The organism is Streptomyces dengpaensis (assembly GCF_002946835.1).
GTDB lineage: Bacteria > Actinomycetota > Actinomycetes > Streptomycetales > Streptomycetaceae > Streptomyces > Streptomyces dengpaensis.
On sequence record NZ_CP026652.1, the window covers coordinates 6,902,704 to 6,918,082 of the forward strand.

The 15,379-nt window shown below is 71.0% G+C and carries 15 protein-coding genes; 6 read left to right on the top strand and 9 right to left on the bottom strand.

All coding sequences use genetic code 11. The features are described from left to right. Positions 1 to 382 precede the first annotated feature (382 nt). The 3 genes from C4B68_RS31845 to C4B68_RS31855 form a co-directional block, all read right to left on the bottom strand. Positions 383 to 1,381: a DNA polymerase Y family protein gene (locus tag C4B68_RS31845; RefSeq protein WP_099503001.1), complete on the bottom strand. Its 999-nt coding sequence runs from the start codon at positions 1,379 to 1,381 to the stop codon at positions 383 to 385. Beyond that, complete coding sequence (locus tag C4B68_RS31850) at positions 1,378 to 4,833, bottom strand: DNA polymerase III subunit alpha (protein ID WP_099503003.1); 3,456 nt, start codon at positions 4,831 to 4,833, stop codon at positions 1,378 to 1,380. Before C4B68_RS31850 ends, C4B68_RS31845 begins: the two co-directional genes overlap by 4 nt. Before the next feature lie 230 nt (positions 4,834 to 5,063). After that, positions 5,064 to 5,438: a cupin domain-containing protein gene (locus tag C4B68_RS31855; protein ID WP_099503005.1), complete on the bottom strand. Its 375-nt coding sequence runs from the start codon at positions 5,436 to 5,438 to the stop codon at positions 5,064 to 5,066. Between the two features lie 99 nt (positions 5,439 to 5,537). On the opposite strand from C4B68_RS31855, the gene C4B68_RS31860 reads away from it, so the two are divergent. Next, positions 5,538 to 5,981 carry a MarR family winged helix-turn-helix transcriptional regulator gene (locus C4B68_RS31860; protein WP_099503006.1) on the top strand — a complete coding sequence of 148 codons (444 nt, stop codon included), beginning with the start codon at positions 5,538 to 5,540 and terminating at the stop codon, positions 5,979 to 5,981. Positions 5,982 to 6,237: 256 nt separating this feature from the next. Then, the gene (locus C4B68_RS31865) at positions 6,238 to 7,098 is read left to right on the top strand and encodes an esterase/lipase family protein (RefSeq protein WP_099503008.1); all 861 of its coding nucleotides are present in this window, start codon (positions 6,238 to 6,240) and stop codon (positions 7,096 to 7,098) included. Positions 7,099 to 7,200: 102 nt separating this feature from the next. On the opposite strand, the gene C4B68_RS31870 is transcribed toward C4B68_RS31865, so the two are convergent. Beyond that, positions 7,201 to 8,199, bottom strand: coding sequence for a lytic polysaccharide monooxygenase auxiliary activity family 9 protein (locus C4B68_RS31870; RefSeq protein WP_099503010.1), 999 nt, complete (start codon positions 8,197 to 8,199; stop codon positions 7,201 to 7,203). A 160-nt stretch (positions 8,200 to 8,359) separates the two neighbouring features. On the opposite strand from C4B68_RS31870, the gene C4B68_RS31875 reads away from it, so the two are divergent. After that, positions 8,360 to 8,809 carry a GNAT family N-acetyltransferase gene (locus C4B68_RS31875; RefSeq protein WP_099503012.1) on the top strand — a complete coding sequence of 150 codons (450 nt, stop codon included), beginning with the start codon at positions 8,360 to 8,362 and terminating at the stop codon, positions 8,807 to 8,809. Between the two features lie 25 nt (positions 8,810 to 8,834). Here C4B68_RS31875 and C4B68_RS44155 read toward each other — a convergent pair whose 3' ends face one another. After that, on the bottom strand, positions 8,835 to 8,969 hold the full coding sequence (locus C4B68_RS44155; RefSeq protein ID WP_099503014.1) for a hypothetical protein: 135 nt from the start codon (positions 8,967 to 8,969) through the stop codon (positions 8,835 to 8,837). A 136-nt stretch (positions 8,970 to 9,105) separates the two neighbouring features. Here C4B68_RS44155 and C4B68_RS31880 point away from each other — a divergent pair, with 136 nt between their 5' ends. Continuing rightward, on the top strand, positions 9,106 to 9,720 hold the full coding sequence (locus C4B68_RS31880) for a class I SAM-dependent methyltransferase (protein ID WP_099503173.1): 615 nt from the start codon (positions 9,106 to 9,108) through the stop codon (positions 9,718 to 9,720). Between the two features lie 15 nt (positions 9,721 to 9,735). On the opposite strand, the gene C4B68_RS31885 is transcribed toward C4B68_RS31880, so the two are convergent. Then, positions 9,736 to 10,290: a ribonuclease FAU-1 family protein gene (locus C4B68_RS31885; RefSeq protein ID WP_099503016.1), complete on the bottom strand. Its 555-nt coding sequence runs from the start codon at positions 10,288 to 10,290 to the stop codon at positions 9,736 to 9,738. After that, positions 10,271 to 11,200: a GNAT family N-acetyltransferase gene (locus C4B68_RS31890; protein WP_099503018.1), complete on the bottom strand. Its 930-nt coding sequence runs from the start codon at positions 11,198 to 11,200 to the stop codon at positions 10,271 to 10,273. The genes C4B68_RS31885 and C4B68_RS31890 overlap by 20 nt, the downstream gene beginning before the upstream one ends. Before the next feature lie 71 nt (positions 11,201 to 11,271). Here C4B68_RS31890 and C4B68_RS31895 point away from each other — a divergent pair, with 71 nt between their 5' ends. Continuing rightward, entirely contained in the window at positions 11,272 to 11,640 is a 369-nt protein-coding gene (locus C4B68_RS31895; RefSeq protein WP_180289303.1) for a GntR family transcriptional regulator, read from the top strand. 121 nt (positions 11,641 to 11,761) lie between these two features. Here C4B68_RS31895 and C4B68_RS31900 read toward each other — a convergent pair whose 3' ends face one another. Together C4B68_RS31900 and C4B68_RS31905 are read right to left on the bottom strand one after the other, a co-directional pair. Continuing rightward, positions 11,762 to 12,532 (bottom strand): DUF72 domain-containing protein, encoded by a 771-nt coding sequence (locus C4B68_RS31900; protein ID WP_099503022.1) that lies wholly within the window; start codon positions 12,530 to 12,532, stop codon positions 11,762 to 11,764. A gap of 111 nt (positions 12,533 to 12,643) precedes the next feature. Next, on the bottom strand, positions 12,644 to 13,738 hold the full coding sequence (locus C4B68_RS31905; RefSeq protein WP_099503024.1) for a DUF5925 domain-containing protein: 1,095 nt from the start codon (positions 13,736 to 13,738) through the stop codon (positions 12,644 to 12,646). Between the two features lie 186 nt (positions 13,739 to 13,924). Between C4B68_RS31905 and C4B68_RS31910 the strand changes: the two genes are divergently transcribed. Continuing rightward, a complete protein-coding gene (locus C4B68_RS31910; protein ID WP_099503175.1) occupies positions 13,925 to 15,346 on the top strand; it encodes a GH39 family glycosyl hydrolase in 1,422 nt (473 codons plus the stop codon). The last annotated feature ends 33 nt before the right edge of the window (positions 15,347 to 15,379 follow it).

Sequence of the window (15,379 nt, forward strand, 5' to 3'; positions counted from 1 at the left end):
ATCCGCCTGCCCGAAACCCGCAACTGCGCCGCCATCAGCGGACCCCACAACCTCATTCTCCAGGCCAGCCTGCACTCCGTCAGCGACGTCCTGCGCCTGGAAACCCAGCTCGCCACCGCTCACCCAAGCCTCGACATCGTCGACCGCGTCATCACCCTGCGCCAGGACAAGCTGCTCGGGCGTCTCCTGGACCCCCATGGCCGCTCCGTCGGCGTCATCCCGCCCGACCTCTGGGCGGAGCCGGCGATGTGACGCACACGGCAACCCGAGCCTGCCAGCGGGATCGACAAGTGCAGAGGGATCAGCACGGTGTGCCCAGGGAGGCGTCACAGTCATACGGGCGGACGAAGAATCTCCTGGCGAGATCAGCTCTTCGCCTGGTTCAGGTTCTGAGTGCGGTTGCAGCAGCCATGGTTGCGGGACGTACGGCCTCCACCCCGAATCGCCGGCGGGCCCGGTCCGCGGCGGCTTCGGCGGCGCGGGCGCGGTCGTCGCCGGGGTCTATGGAGAGCTGACGATGGGCGGTGTCGGCCGGCCGCAGATCGTCGGCACGGATCGCGTAGGCGCGGACGCGTGCCCGCTGCAGCCCCAGGGCGGTCAGCATTCCCAAGGCGGTCGCTGCGAGGACCGGTGAGTGGTTGGTGGGTTCCGGCAGCGTTCGTGTGCGCGTGGTGGAACTGCGGTCGGCGTACCGCACGGTGAGGGTGAGCCGGCCGGCGATCTGGCTCTCGCCGCGCAGGCGTACGCCGATCTGTTCGGCCAGGCCGAGGACCGCCCGGTGATGGTGTGCCGGGTCGAGGCAGTCCCGGTCGAGCACGAGATCGGCGGTCAGATGGGTCGCCGGTTCCGCGGGGACGACCGGGCGGGGGTCGTGGCCGCGGGCGCGTTCGGCCAGCAGCCGCGCCTGGCCGACGCCGAGGAGCCGTTGCAGAGTCGCCGGGGGCAGGTCGGCGATCTGACCGATGGTGTGCAGGCCGTACCGGGTGAGGGTGGTCGCCGTGGCGCGGCCGATCCCGGGCAGCGCGGTGAGCGGGCGGGGGTACAGCCATTCGGCGGCCCGCTCGGCGGGGACCCAGGTGGTGTCTCCTGGCGCGGAGGCGTCGGCCGCCATGGCCGCCAGCATGCGGTTGCCCGCGAGCCCGGCGCTGCTGTCGATGCCGTACAGACCCTTCAGTCTCATCATCGTCATCTGGACCATGTCGTAGGGAGACAGGTCGAAGTACCTGAGCGCCGAGGTCAGGTCGAGCTGGACGGCGTTGGGCGGCACGGCCTGTACGTGCGGCGTGATACCGGACATCAGTTCGATTATGTCGGCGTACTGATCCTCGGTCAGTGCGGAGTGCAGATGGAGGTGGGCGATGTGCCGCTGTCTGGTGATCATCCGGCACTCCCCGGGCTGGTGTAGCCGAACTTCTTCAGGTCGGCCGAGCGGCTGCCGGCCGGTCGCAGGTCGGCGTACGGGTGCAGCCGGGCGCCCGTGGTGCTGTTGGCCAGGGTGCGCCGCGGCTGGGCGGGGGTCGGCTGCGGGTGGTCGGCGCCGAGCAGGGCGAGCGCGGCCTCGGGGCCGTTGTCGCGGCGGGCGGCGGCGATCTCGTCCAGGTCCCAGGCCATGGTGCCGACCACGGTACGGCGGGTGCCGCGCACCTGGACCGTGCCGCGGACCAGCAGCAGTCCGCTGTGGAAGACGGTGTGCGCGCACGCCGGGTGGGAGTCCTCGAAGAACGCCAGGTCGACCAGGCCGGAGCCGTCCTCCAGGGTGACGAAGATGATCCGCTTGCCGCTGGCGATCGGCGGGGTCTGGGTGGAGGCCCGTACGCCGGCGACGAGGACCTGCTGACCGGCGCGCAGTCCGGCCAGATGGGCCGCGTCGGTCGCGCCGATCTCCCGCAGCAGCCGGTGGTGGTGCTCCATCAGGTGCCGGGAGACGTCGATGCCCAGCGTGTTCAGCTCGGCGCTCAGGGCTTCGCGTCCGGTCAGCTCCGGCAGGCCGCTCGGCTCCGCTCCACCGATGGCACCCGCGTCCAGGGGCAGCTGGCCCTTGGCGGCGGACCGGGTGCGGGACTGCCGGTGGAGTTCGGCGATCTGCAGCAGCAGATCGCGCCGGGTGAGACGTCCGTCGTGGAGGGGGGTGAGAGCGCCGATCTCGGCGAGGTGTTCGGCGACCGGTCTGCTGGGGCGCGCCCGCTGCCAGAAGTCCGACAGCGATCCGTACGGCTGTCCCTCCTCGATCCGCGCGCACTCCTCCCCGCTGATGCCGCGCACCCCGGACAGCGCGAGCCGCACACCCCACCGCTCCCCGTCGGTTCGCTCCACGGTGTGCTTCGTCCTGGAGCGGTTGACGTCGACGGGCAGGACGGGGACACCGCGGCGGCGGGCGTCGGAGACCAGGACACGCTTGGGCCACATACCGGGGTCGTGTTCGAGGAGGCCGGCCAGCAGGAACGCCGGGTAGTGCGCCTTGAGCCAGGCGCTCTGCAGGGCCGGTACGGCGAACGCGACCGCGTGCGCCCGGCAGAAGCCGTACGCCCCGAAGGCCTCGATGGTCTTCCAGACCTCGTCCCGGACCTCCGCGCCGTAACCGCGGGCACGTGCCTGACGGTCGAACCAGTCCCTGATCCTGGGCAGCCGGTTCTTGTCGCCGAGTGCCCGCCGGGCGATCTCGCCCATCGCCCGGTCGCACCCGGTCATCACATGCAGCGTCTCGATGATCTGCTCGTGCCAGATGGTCACGCCGTAGGTGTCGGCGAGCACCGGCTCCAGGTCCGGGTGGGCGTAGTGCGGTGTGCCGCCGTGGCGGGCGGCGATGTACCGCTCGGGCATGCCGCCGGCGACCGGTCCGGGCCGGAAGAGGCTGATGTCGGCGATGACGTCCTGCGGATCGCGGGGCTGCAGCCGGGACAGCAGGTCCTGCTGGCCGGGCGACTCCAGCTGGAACAGACCCAGGGTCTGGCTCTCCTGGATGAGCTTGAACGCGAAGACGTCGTCGAGCGGTACCTGCCGCTGGTCGTCCAGGTCGATGTGGTTGCCGGTGGTCCGTTCGATCTCGGCGACGGCGTGGGCCATCGCGGACTGCATCCGTACGCCCAGGACGTCCAGCTTGATGTTGCCCAGCGCTTCGATCTCCTCCTTCGCGGCCATGGCCATGGGGTAGTCGCCCTGCGGGGTCGGCTGCACCGGCAGCCGGTCCAGGAGCGTCGCGTCGCTGATGACCACGCCGCAGGGGTGCATGGCCATGCCGTGGACCAGGGAATCGAGGCCCTCGGCGAGTTCCCACAGGGGCCCGTACCGGCCCGCCTCGGCCGCCAGCTGCCGCAGCTCGGGCAGCTCGGCGAGCGCGCTGGTGATGTCACAGGCCCGCAGATGCGGGAAGCTCTTGGCGATCCGGTCGATGTCCGCGGGGGCGATGCCGAGGGCGAGGCCGGTGTCGCGCAGGGCGCGGCGGGCACGGTAGGTCTCGGGCATCGCGGTGACCGCCACCCGTTCCTTGCCGAACCGTTCGAAGATCGCGTCGTAGCACTCGAGCCGTCGGGCGGACTCCACGTCGATGTCGATGTCGGGCAGGCCCTTGCGCCGCTCGCTGAGGAAGCGTTCGAACAGCAGGCGGTGGTCGAGCGGGTTGGCGGTGGCGATGCCCAGCGCGTGGCAGACCATCGACCCCGCGCCCGAGCCGCGGGCCGCGACCCGGATGCCCAGCTCCCGGATGTCGGCCACGACCTGGCCGACGGCGAGGAAGTACGAGTCGTAGTCCAGCTTGGAGATCACGGAGAGCTCATCGTCCAGCCGGTCACGTGCGGTCCGGTGGCGGTCCAGGCCGCGCCGGGACAGACCGGCCTCGCACCGCTCGCGCAGCAGCCGTGCCGCGCCGCCCGTCCCGGGCTCGGCGCCGAGCACGTCCGGCTCCGGAAGGTGCGGTGTGCCGAGCCCCAGGTCCGCCGCGGGGTCGACCGTGCACATCGCCGCCGTGGCGGCCGTGTCCGCCATCAGGCGACGCGCCCGCAGGACGTCCGCTCCGGCACATTCGGCGACCAGCCGCGCGATGCCCGCCATCCTTCCTTCGTCCTTGAGCCAGCGCTGCCCGCTGTCCAGACGGCGCCGGTCGATGGGCCGCAGCAGCCGCGCGGCGTCCAGGACGTCGGCGAGGCGGTGCTGGTCGGGGTCGGCGTAGCGGACGGCGTTGGAGAGCACGGCGGTGGTGCGGGTGCGGTCGGCCAGTGCCAGGGTGCGGGCGGCCAGGCGCAGTGAACCCGGACCGGTGCCGAAACGATTGTGCACAACGGCCTCCAGCCGGACTCCGCTTCCGAAGATCTCCGTCCACGGCGCCAGCAGCCGCGCCGCGACGTCCTCCCGGCCCGCCGCCAGCGCCCGCACCGGCTCGGAGAGCGGTCCGAGCAGCACGGTCAGGCCGGGGCCGCCGTGCTCGCGCAACGCCTCCCACGGCACCACGACCGGCGCCGCGCCGGCCGCCGTACCGGCGTGGGCGGCCGACGTGATGCGGCACAGCCGCGCCCACCCGCTGCGGTTCTGCGCCAGCAGCACGAACCGCAGCGGCGGCTCGACCACGTGGGCGCCGCCGCGTGCCGGGGTACGGCGCCGCTGCGCCGGAGGCGGCGGCGCGAGGGCCTCCACCGCCAGATCGACACCGAAAACCGGCCGGACCCCGTTCTTGGCGCAGGCCTGCGCGAACCGTACTGCGCCGGTGACCGTGTCCCGGTCGGTGAGCGCGAGCGCCGTCATGCCGCGCTCGGCCGCCCGCTGGACCAGGTGCTCGGGATGGGCCGCGCCGTAGCGGGCGGAGTAACCGGACGCGACGTGCAGATGGGCGAAGCCCGCCATGCCGCACCTCCATCACTCCACCCCATTTCAGCCATGTGTCCGAAACGCTCCTCGTACGCTCGTTCGATTACTGTAACTCCATCGCCCCCGGTCAGCGACCTCATTCGAACGTGAGATCGGTTCTGGAGGGTCTGGAGTGGTGGCTGAAACGAGCGTCGCCCCGTCATCTCCGCGGCCGATTCGCGGAGTTGGGGGCGACCGCTCTGGGTGACTCGGTGCGGCGGCGGGTGTCAGTTCGCCCACGGCGGAGTGAGGACCGAGCCGTCGGCCAGCTCCGCCTGGAGGCCGATGGACGTGGTGACCCAGGAGACCGCGGTCTCCTGGGCCGGGTTCTCGACGCCCAGGGTCGCCCCCGGATTGATGATCACCGTGTCGCCCGCGGTGATCCGCTCGGTGCGGCCGTCGAGGGTGATCAGCAGCTCGCCGGAGAGGAGATGGAAGATCTCCTCGCGGTTGACGGTGTGCACAGGGGCCCGGTGCCCCGCGGGAATCTCGCCCCGCCAGGCGCACAGCTCCTTGCTGCCGCTGCGGGGAGTGGCGTACGAGACGAAACGGGCGCCGTGGATCTCGTGGACGACGGCTTCGGATGAACGGATGACGGGCAAGGGTGCCTCCGGCGATAGATGGTCAAGTTGCTTGACTATGCGCTACGGGCTCATGGTCAAGTCGCTTGACCAAATCGTCAAGGGTGTTTCAATGCATGCGTGCAGAACTCCGAAGCCATGGCTCTGGCCGCCGCCCTGCTCGCCACCGCGGGCGAGCTGACGCAGCGCATCAACGACGGCGTCGTAGCCCGTGGGTTCGAGGGGCGGCCCGCGTACGGCTTCGCTTTCGTCCGCCTTACCCCGGACGGCGCGACGGTCACCGATCTCGCCACCCACCTCGGGGTCACCAAGCAGGCCGCCAGCCAGCTCGTCGACGAGCTCGTCCGCAAGGGGTACGCCGAGCGGCGCCCGCACCCCGACGACGCGCGCGCCCGGCTGATCGTGCTGACCGAGCGCGGCCGGGCCTGCATGCGCGCGGCGGAGGAGGCGGCCGCCGAAGCCGTGGGGGAGTGGGTCGAACGCCTTGGTGAGGGTGAAGTGCGCGCCCTGCGCGACCGTTTGGCGCGTATCGCGCCCTATGGGCCTCTCAGGCCTGTCTGGTGACGGCTCGTCAGATAGGTGCCCGGCGGCGGATGCTCTGACGGACGGGCCGTCAGTCCTCGACTCGCTGACGGGGCATCAGGCGGGACCGCCGCAAGTGCTTGTCGGCTTCCGTTGGTTATCGCTGAAAGTTTTTACTGACGCGTAACTTCACACTTGTACTACTCATCCGTAACTTGACAAGTGAACAGCATCCTCGTGATCCGGATCACAGGGCGTACGCCGTCGTAACTCCCTTGAGCCGCAAGGAGATCACCCGATGCTGCCCTGGAAGCAAGTGCTCAGACCCCTGGCCGCGCTGCTCCTGACCGTCGCGGTCGCCGTCGTCCCCGCCGCCACCGCTCAAGCCGACTTTGCCCCCAGCCGTGGCTGGAACGACTACTCCTGCAAGCCGTCCGCCGCCCACCCCCGCCCCGTCGTCCTCGTCCACGGCACCTTCGGGAACTCCGTCGACAACTGGCTGTCCCTAGCGCCCTACCTGGTGAACCGCGGTTACTGCGTCTACTCCCTCGACTACGGGCAACTGCCCGGCGTCCCCTTCTTCTACGGCCTCGGCCCCATCGACAAGTCGGCAGAGCAACTACAGTCCTTCGTCGACAAAGTGCTCACCGCGACCGGCGCCGCCAAGACCGACCTCGTCGGCCACTCGCAGGGCGGTGTGATGCCCCGCTACTACCTCAAGTTCCTCGGCGGAGCCGCCAAGGTGAACGCCCTCGTCGGCCTCGCACCCAGCAATCACGGCACCACCCTGGGCGGCCTCACCAACCTGCTGCCCTACTTCCCCGGCGTCGAGGACCTGCTGAAGGCGTCCACTCCGGGACTCGCGGACCAGATCGCCGGATCCGCGTTCCTGACCAAGCTCAACGCCGGCGGCGACACCGTCGCGGGCGTCCACTACACCGTCATCGCCACCAAGTACGACCAGGTGGTCACCCCGTACACCTCGCAGTTCCTCACCGGCTCCGACGTGCGCAACGTCGTGGTGCAGGACCTGTGTGCGGTCGACTTCTCCGAGCACGTGGCGATCGGCGTGATCGACCGCATCGCCCACCACGAGGTGGCGAACGCCCTCGATCCGGCGCACGCCACCCCGACCACCTGCGCGTCCGTCTTCAGCTGAGCCCTCTGTCACCCGACCCCTCCAGTCACCCGACCCCTCCAGGAGAGGGCTCGCCGGGGTCTGTCCGGCCTGAGCCGCCGGACAGACCCCGGAGTTCCCGTCCTAGCGGCCGTTGCGGCGGCCGCCCGGCACCCCTCCCCGCCGCACCGAGGCGAACAGCGCCGCGGCACCGAGCGCCAGGGCGGTCGCCCCGCCGATCGCGATGTACGAGGTGGTGGAGTCGCCACCGGTCTCGGCGAGGTTCCCCGAGGAACCGGCCGCCTTGGGCTGGTTCGAGGCGTCCGTGACGGCCTCCGCGGCGCTCGCGGTCGGCTCCGCCGACGTACGGGCGTCGTGGTCACCCTGACCGTGGTGCTCGACGGTCGACTTGTCGGCACCGCCCTCGATCTGCTCCTCGGAGGGCGCGGAGGCGCTCGGCGCCGGTGCGGACGAACTCGTCGTACCACCGCTGCCGGCGCTGCCGGTGCCTCCGAAGGCCACGTCCGAGCACGAGTAGAACGCCTCCGGGCTGTCCGAGCGCTGCCAGATCGCGTACAGGAGCTGCTTGCCGGAACGCTCCGCAAGAGTGCCGGAGAACGTGTAGAAGCCGCCCGAGGCGACCGGGTCGGTGGCCGTCGCAACCGGGTGCTCCAGGTCCAGGTCGTCCCAGGCGAGCGGCTGCGACGGGTCGTAACCCGCCTTCGTGATGTACACCGTGAAGGTGCCCTTGTGCGGGGCGGTCACCCGGTACTTGAAGGTGTACGCGCCGCTGCTCACGCCGGTCGCGGGCCAGTCGGCGCGCGCCAGGTCGAGCCCCTTGAACTCCTCGCTGTTCGCGCTGCACAGCTTGCCGTCCGGTATCAGCGCCTGGTGCCGCCCGTTCGCGTCGCCGATCCGGATGCCGTTCCAGTCGTACAGCGCCTGCGTACCACCCGCCGCGACGGCCGCCTTGCAGGCGTCCGACCGGGGGCTTTCGGGGCCCTCCGCGTAGCACTGGGACACCCGGCTGACCGGATCGCCCATCGAGCCGTGCGCGGACGCGGGCGCGGCGGCCAGCGCGGTCAGGGCGAGCGGGGCGATGCCGACGGCTGTGACGACGGCGGCCTTGCGGCGTGCGGGCATGGGGGAACTCCTCGGAACGGTCACTCGACGCAGGGGCTGAATCCCGTGGGGGGATCAGCAAGCTAGCCGTGAAATCGCCTGCTGGAGGCGGGTGATGGAGATCCTTATGGCCGCTTTAAGGGAGTGCTGAGCCTGAGATCAGGTAGGTAGCGTTCGCGGCATGACAGACGAAGAGATCCGGTCGGCCGTCGCCGCCGACGTGCCGGTCGTGAAGGCTGTGATCGACGCGGCGTTCCATCCCTACATCGAGCGCATCGGGCTGGTTCCGGCGCCCATGGAGGCGGATCATGCGGCGAACGTGGCCGCGGGGCGGGTGTTCGTGACGGGGGAGCCGATGACCGGGCTCGTGGTCGTCGAGGAGCGCGAGGATCATCTGTACCTCGACATCATCGCCGTCCACCCCGACGCCCACGGCAAGGGCATCGGGCGACGGCTGCTGCACTTCGTGGACGCACGCGCGCGTGAACTCGGACTGCTCGAGATCAGGCTTCTGACAAACGCGCTGATGTGGGAGAACCAGAAGATCTACCCGAGGTACGGGTACGAGGTGGCCGAGCGGCGCGTCGAGGGGCCGTACGACCGGATCCACTATCGCAAGCGGCTGGTCTGACGGTCCTGGTGGTGGCTGTGCCGGCTCAGCCGTCCGGCCACCAGGTTCGTGCGATGTCCTTTCGGACCTCTTGGCGCTCGGTCGGGCGCTCGTCGGGCTCGTCCCGCAGGTGGCGGGAGGCCGACTTCCTCAGGGGCTTCTGCACGGTCATACGGCGCATGGCTGCCTCCTTGTGCCTACCGGGATCCGCGGTCGCGCGGAGGTAGACCTTTCCGGGAGAGTTCCTCATCGGTCGGGATCTGTCTGTGGCGGCCGTCACGAATCGACTGTCAGTGGTGGGTGTCACCCTGGGGCGCATGGCGAGTAACAGGGACGTGAATCCGCTGACGGACATCGACTGGGACGCCGAGTCCGTCACCTTCGACGACGAGCCCGACCACGGTCTGCGCGACCCCGTCGTCAGGGAGGCCTGGGCGGCCCGGCTGCGGGCCTGGCTGCCGGAGCGCCCGGCCGACGTCCTCGATCTGGGCTGCGGCACGGGCAGCCTGTCCGTGCTCGCGTCCGAGCAGGGGCACCGGGTCACCGGGACAGACCTCTCCCCGCGCATGGTCCAGCTCGCCCGCGCCAAGTCGGCCGGCCGTGACGCGGTGTTCCTCGTCGGTGACGCGGCGGCACCGCCGGTCGGTGAGCAGCGGTTCGACGTGCTGCTGTGCCGCCATGTCCTGTGGGCGCTGCCCGGCCCCGAGCGTGTCCTGCGGCACTGGCGCGGGCTGCTCCGCCCGGGCGGGCGGCTCGTCCTCGTCGAGGGCGTGTGGGGGACCGTGAGCCCGGTCGGCATGTCCGCCGTCCGGCTGACCGCCTTCCTCGACCCCCTCGTGGCCGGCATCCGAGTGGAGCCGCTGTCGGGCGACGCGCGGTTGTGGGGCCGGGAGGTCGAGGACGAGCGGTACGCGGTCGTGGCCACCTTCTAGACCGGCGGGGTCGCTTCAGGCGAGCAGCGCCTCGAAGCCGCCCTCGCGGGCCAGTCGTTCGAGTTCGTCCAGAGCGTTCTCGGCGGCTGTCGCGGCTGCCGGATCGGTGGTCGCCAGGCCGCTCGCCGCGAACTCGTCCTCGTCCAGGCGCAGTACGGTCGCGCCGTCGGCCGAGCGCCACAGGTCCAGATCGAGATCCTCGACGATGAGCTCGCCGCCGGAGACGGTGGCCGGGCGGGTGATGTCGCAGTACCAGCCCTTCAGTACGCCCTCGGCGTCACGGACCTCCTTCACCGCGTACCAGCGGTCGCGCCAGTAGTACTCGGTGAAGACGTCGCCCTGTTCGAAGCGTACGAAGCCGAAGTCGCGGACCGCGTCGCCCGCCCACGGCGCGCGTACGGTGACACGGGTGCCGTCGTCGGCGAGCAGCTCGGCGGGGTAACTGATCTTCGTGCGGCCGTACTTGACGAGCACGATCTCCAACGAGCCCGAGACCTCCGGCGGTTCCGGGATCTCCCGCGGTCCCGGGGTGTCCGGCGATCCCGGGGTCTCAGACGAGTTCGCGGACATACTTCACCTCCGTCGCGCAGATCTCGTACCCGAACCACTTGTTGATCGCCAGCATCGGCCCGTTGCCGGAGTTGTTGCCCGTGAACGCCTCCGTGAATCCGGCGGCGCGGGCGCGGTGCAGGGAGTCGCTCTTGGCGAGCTTGGCGAGGCCGCGGCTCCGGAAGGCGCGGGCCGTGCCCGTCATCACGGTGCCGTACCAGGTGCCGCCGTCGGTGCGGGCGGCGCTGAACGCTGCCGGGCGGCCGTCGACGACCGCGACCGAGGTCAGTTCGTGGCTGAGGAGGGGGTGGCGCCAGGTCTCCTCCAGCCAGGCCTCGTAGTCCGTGAACTCGCGGTCCACATCGCTCGGTTCGTCCAGCAGCGTCTCCGCGTCCAGCGTGAACAGGGGCCGGGGGTCGTCCGCGAAGTCCGCGGCGGTCCGCAGCTCCACACCGGGCGGCGGGGACGGAAGCGGCGGCAGGTCGCCGTTCGCCAGGTCGAGGCGGAGGAAGTGCGCGGAGCGGGCCGCGCGGTAGCCGTGCCGCTCCGCGAAGGCGCGGTTCGCGGGCTCGTCCAGGACCCAGGCGTGCAGCCGGGTCGCGCCCAGGGCGCCGAGCCGCTCCTCGGCGGTGCGCAGCAGCGACCCGCCCGCGCCGCGTCCCGTCCGCTCGGGGTGCACATAGACGTTGACGTACGCCTCGCCGGGATCCGGGCTGTCATAGATGACGCCCACCTGCGCGGTGCCGATGAACTCGCCGTCCTCCTCGGCCAGCAGAGGCTGGTAGTGGGAGTCGGGGTGCGCGTGCTCGAGGTCGTAGGCGATGGACTCGGGGGTGAAGAGGACGAACGGGAGGGCCAGGTGACGGATGCGGGCGAAGCCCTCGGCGTCCGCCGGGTCTCCGCGGCGCAGTGCGCGAACGGTCACGGTCATGGCGTCGCACGTTACGCGGGGGCTGGGTGCGGATGCCTGTCATTTTCGGGTGGGTACGGGACAATCGCTGCGTGACTCTGAAGATCCACATCGCTGAGGGGGCCGCGCCGTACGAGCAGGTGCGCGCCCAGATTTCCGAGCAGGCCAGGTCCGGTGCGCTGCCGGTCGGCTACAAGCTGCCCACGGTGCGAGGGCTCGCCGAGTCGCTCGGCCTCGCGGCCAATACCGTTGCCAAGGCGTACCGGGCCCTTGAGGCGGACGGGGTGGTCGAGACGCGGGGGCGCAACGGAACGTTTGTGGCTGCCGCCGGTGACGCCGCGTCGCGTGAAGCCGCCGCCGCGGCCCAGGCGTACGCCGAGCGCGCACACCGCCTCGGACTCACCGAGGCCGACGCGCTGGACGCCGTACGGGATGCCCTGCGGGCGGCTTACGGGGAGTAGGGGTTGGCCGTCGGGGGCCTGGTCCGGGTTCGGCACCGCCGGGATGCGCCGTCGTGGCGGAGCGCCGGTGCGACCGGGGAAAGCAGAGCGCCGGTGCGGCGGGAAGAAGAGTGGCGCCGCCTCAGCGTACGGGCAGGTGGTCCGGCGTGCGGGTCACCGTCAGGCCCACTGCCCCCGCCGCTCGGGCGAACACCACCGCGTCCTCCACCGCCGCCGCGTTCACGTCGTTGTTGAAGTACGCGTACACGTCGTGGTCGTCGGCCCAGGTGTCCGTGATGCGGCGTATCCAGGTCGTCAGGGACTGCCGGCCATAGCGTGGCCGCTGCTGTGCGCGGCCCTCGTGGAAGCGGAGGTAGCCCCAGTCGGCGGTCCGCCAGAGCGGGGTCACCGGGCGGGCGAGCACGTCGGCCCAGCACAGGGCGGCCCCGTGTGACTCCAGGACCTTGCGGACCTCCGGCGTCCACCAGGACTCGTGGCGTGGTTCGACCGCGATCCGCGTGCCGGACGGGAAGCGGGTGAGGCAGGCGTCGAGGAGGCCGGGGTCGGCGTGCAGCGTGGGCGGGAGCTGGAGCAGCACCGGTCCGAGGCGGCCGCCGAGGCCGGCGGCGTGGGTCATCAGACGGTGCACCGGCTCCGCCGGGTCCCGCAGCCGCTTGATGTGGGTCAGATAGCGGCTCGCTTTGACGGCGATGACGAAGTCCGGCGGAGTGCGCTCCCGCCAGGCCGCGAAGTTCTCCCGCGACGGCAGCCGGTAGAAGGCGTTGTTGATCTCGACCGTGGCGAACCGCGCCGCGTACTCCTCCAGCCAGAGCCTCAGCGGCAGCCCGTCCGGGTAGAGGACGCCGCGCCAGTCCTTGTACTGCCACCCCGACGTCCCGACGTACAGGGTCATACCTCCATCAAAGCACCGTACGAAGCGCCCGGCCGCCGCACGCAGGGCACGCGGCTGGAGCTACGGCGCGCGGCTACAGCTACGGAGCGCGGCTGAAGCTACGGCGCGCGGCTAGAGATACAGCCCCGCGTCCGCCCCCTCCCGGGGATCCGGTACGGACGTCGGAGTCGTCCCCCGGCGCAGCGCGTACAGCTCCGCCAAGGTCGCGCCCTCGCGCGAGACGCCCTCCTCCGAGCCGAGCCAGCTGACCGCCTCGGAGCGGGTCAGCGCGCCGACCTCGATGCGGGCGAGGCAGCGGCCGGGGCGGACGACGGCGGGGTGGAGGCGCTCCAGGTCCTCGTTGGTCGTGACGCCCACGAGGACGTTGCGGCCCTGGCCCAGCAGTCCGTCCGTGAGGTTGAGCAGCCGCGAGAGCGCCTGACCCGCCGTGTGCTTGGCCTCGCCGCGGATCAGCTCGTCGCAGTCCTCCAGGAGGAGCAGCCGCCAACGCCCCTTCCCCGAGCCGTCCTCCTCGCCGATCGCGATGTCCATCAGATAGCCGACGTCCGAGAAGAGCCGCTCGGGGTCCAGGACGCAGTCGACCTGGCACCAGTCGCGCCAGGACCGGGCGAGCGTGCGCAGGGCCGATGTCTTGCCCGTGCCGGGCGGACCGTGCAACAGCAGCAGCCGGCCTGCGATGTCCTCCGGCGTCGTCTTCATCAGGCGGTCCATCGCGTCCGCCACCGGTGCCGTGTAGTTGGGGCGGACCTCCTCCCACGTACCCGCCGAGATCTGGCGTGTCGTGCGGTGCGGGCCCCGGCGCGGCGACACGTACCAGAACCCCATCGTTACGTTCTCCGGCTGTGGTTCGGGCTCGTCGGCCGCGCCGTCCGTCGCCTGCTTCAGCACCTTCTCGGCCAGCTCCGCGCTGGTCGCGGTCACCGTGACGTCGGCGCCGCGGTTCCAGCGGGACACCAGGAGGGTCCAGCCGTCGCCCTCGGCGAGCGTCGCGTTGCGGTCGTCGTCGCGCGCGGAGCGCAGCACGCGGGCGCCCGGCGGGAGCAGCGTCGCCCCGGACCGTACGCGGTCGATGTTCGCCGCGTGCGCGTATGGCTGCTCGCCCGTCGCGAAGCGGCCGAGGAACAGCGCGTCGACGACATCCGACGGTGAGTCGCTGTCGTCGACGTTGAGCCGGATCGGCAGAGCGTCGTGTGGGTTCGGGGACATGCCGCCATGATCGGTCAATCACGGGCCACGTGCACCCGGTTTCCGCGGTGCGCGGCGAGTGTCGTCTGTCGACCGGTGCTTCCGGTGTTTTCCGGAGCTTCCGGTGTATCCCTTCCGTCCTGTTACTGGGCTGTGCACCGACGAGGCCTGTCCGACGGGCGATCCCCGCCGTTACTGTTGCCCATGATGGGACGTCATGGGTGGAATTCGGGGGCACGGCGGTGGCGGCTCACCGCGCTGCTCGGCGTGGGTGTGGCCGCTCTGGCCCTGTTGGTGACCTTGCTCCACACCCTGCCGGGAGACGGCGGGAGCACCGCCGGTACGACCCGCGACGGCGACAAGGTGCACGGCACACCGGTCACCCCGCCCGGAACGCCGCGGCCGGAGGCCGGCTGGGGCTTCACCCACACCCAGTTCAGCGCCGACGAGGGCGCGGAGCCCGCCACCGAGCGCGTCGAGGGGCTGCTGCAGAAGCGGTCGCTGCCGCAGATCCAGCACATCATGGGCTGGGGAGCGGGCAACCCCGAGCCGTCCAAGGGGCGTTACGACTTCTCTGACATGGACCGCCGTATCGACTTCGTCCGCACCTCCGGCGGCACCCCGGTCGTCACGCTGTGCTGCTCCCCGGACTGGATGAAGGGCGGCAGGTCGGGCGTGGACAACACCGACTGGAGCCAGGCCGCCCTGGAGACCGCCCCGGACCGCGCCCACTACAAGGACTTCGCCGCGCTCGCCGCGACCGTCGCCAAGCGCTATCCGGACGTACGGCACTTCGTCGTCTGGAACGAGTTCAAGGGCTTCTGGAACGACAGCGAGGGCCGCTGGGACTACGAGGGCTACACCGAGCTGTACAACCTGGTCTACAAGGCGCTGAAGAAGGTGAACAAGGACATCATGGTGGGCGGCCCCTACCTGGTGATGGACAGCCTCGACCCGCGCCAGAAGGAGAACGCGTCCACCACGGTGAAGGGCGACTGGGGCGTCATGGACCAGCGCGTCCTCGACGCCTTCGCGTACTGGAACGAGCACAAGGCGGGCGCCGACTTCGTCGTCGTGGACGGCTCCAGCTACACCAAGGACGACGACATGCTGCCCGATGAGTTCGCGGCCACCGACAAGTTCACGGCCGTCGGCGAGTGGGTGCGCGCACGGACGCACGACCTGCCGCTGTGGTGGGCCGAGTACTACGTCGAACCGGCCGACGCCGCCGACGAGCGCAAGGGCTGGTCCGAGACCCACCGTGTCGCCGTCCAGGCGGCCGGAATGATCGCGATGGCCAAGGGCGGCGCCTCCTCAGGCTTCTACTGGAACCCGCAGGACGAGAAGGGCTCCGACTGCGACGGCTGCCTGTGGACACCGACCGACGTCGCCGACGGGGGGAAGAAACTCCCCATGTTCGACCTGGTCTCCCGCTTCGGCCAGGAGTTCCCGCCAGGCACGACGTACAAGACCGTGGCGGTCGCCGCCGACGACGTGCCCGACGTCCGCGTCCTCGCCACCGACAAGACCGTCCTCGTGGTGAACACCCTGGACCGCTCCATCAGCGCCAGCGTGGACGGCAAACGGTTCGAGATGGGGGCGTACGAGGTGAAGTGGCTCACCCGGTAAGCCAGGTGAGCCACTTCAGCACCCGCGCTCGTC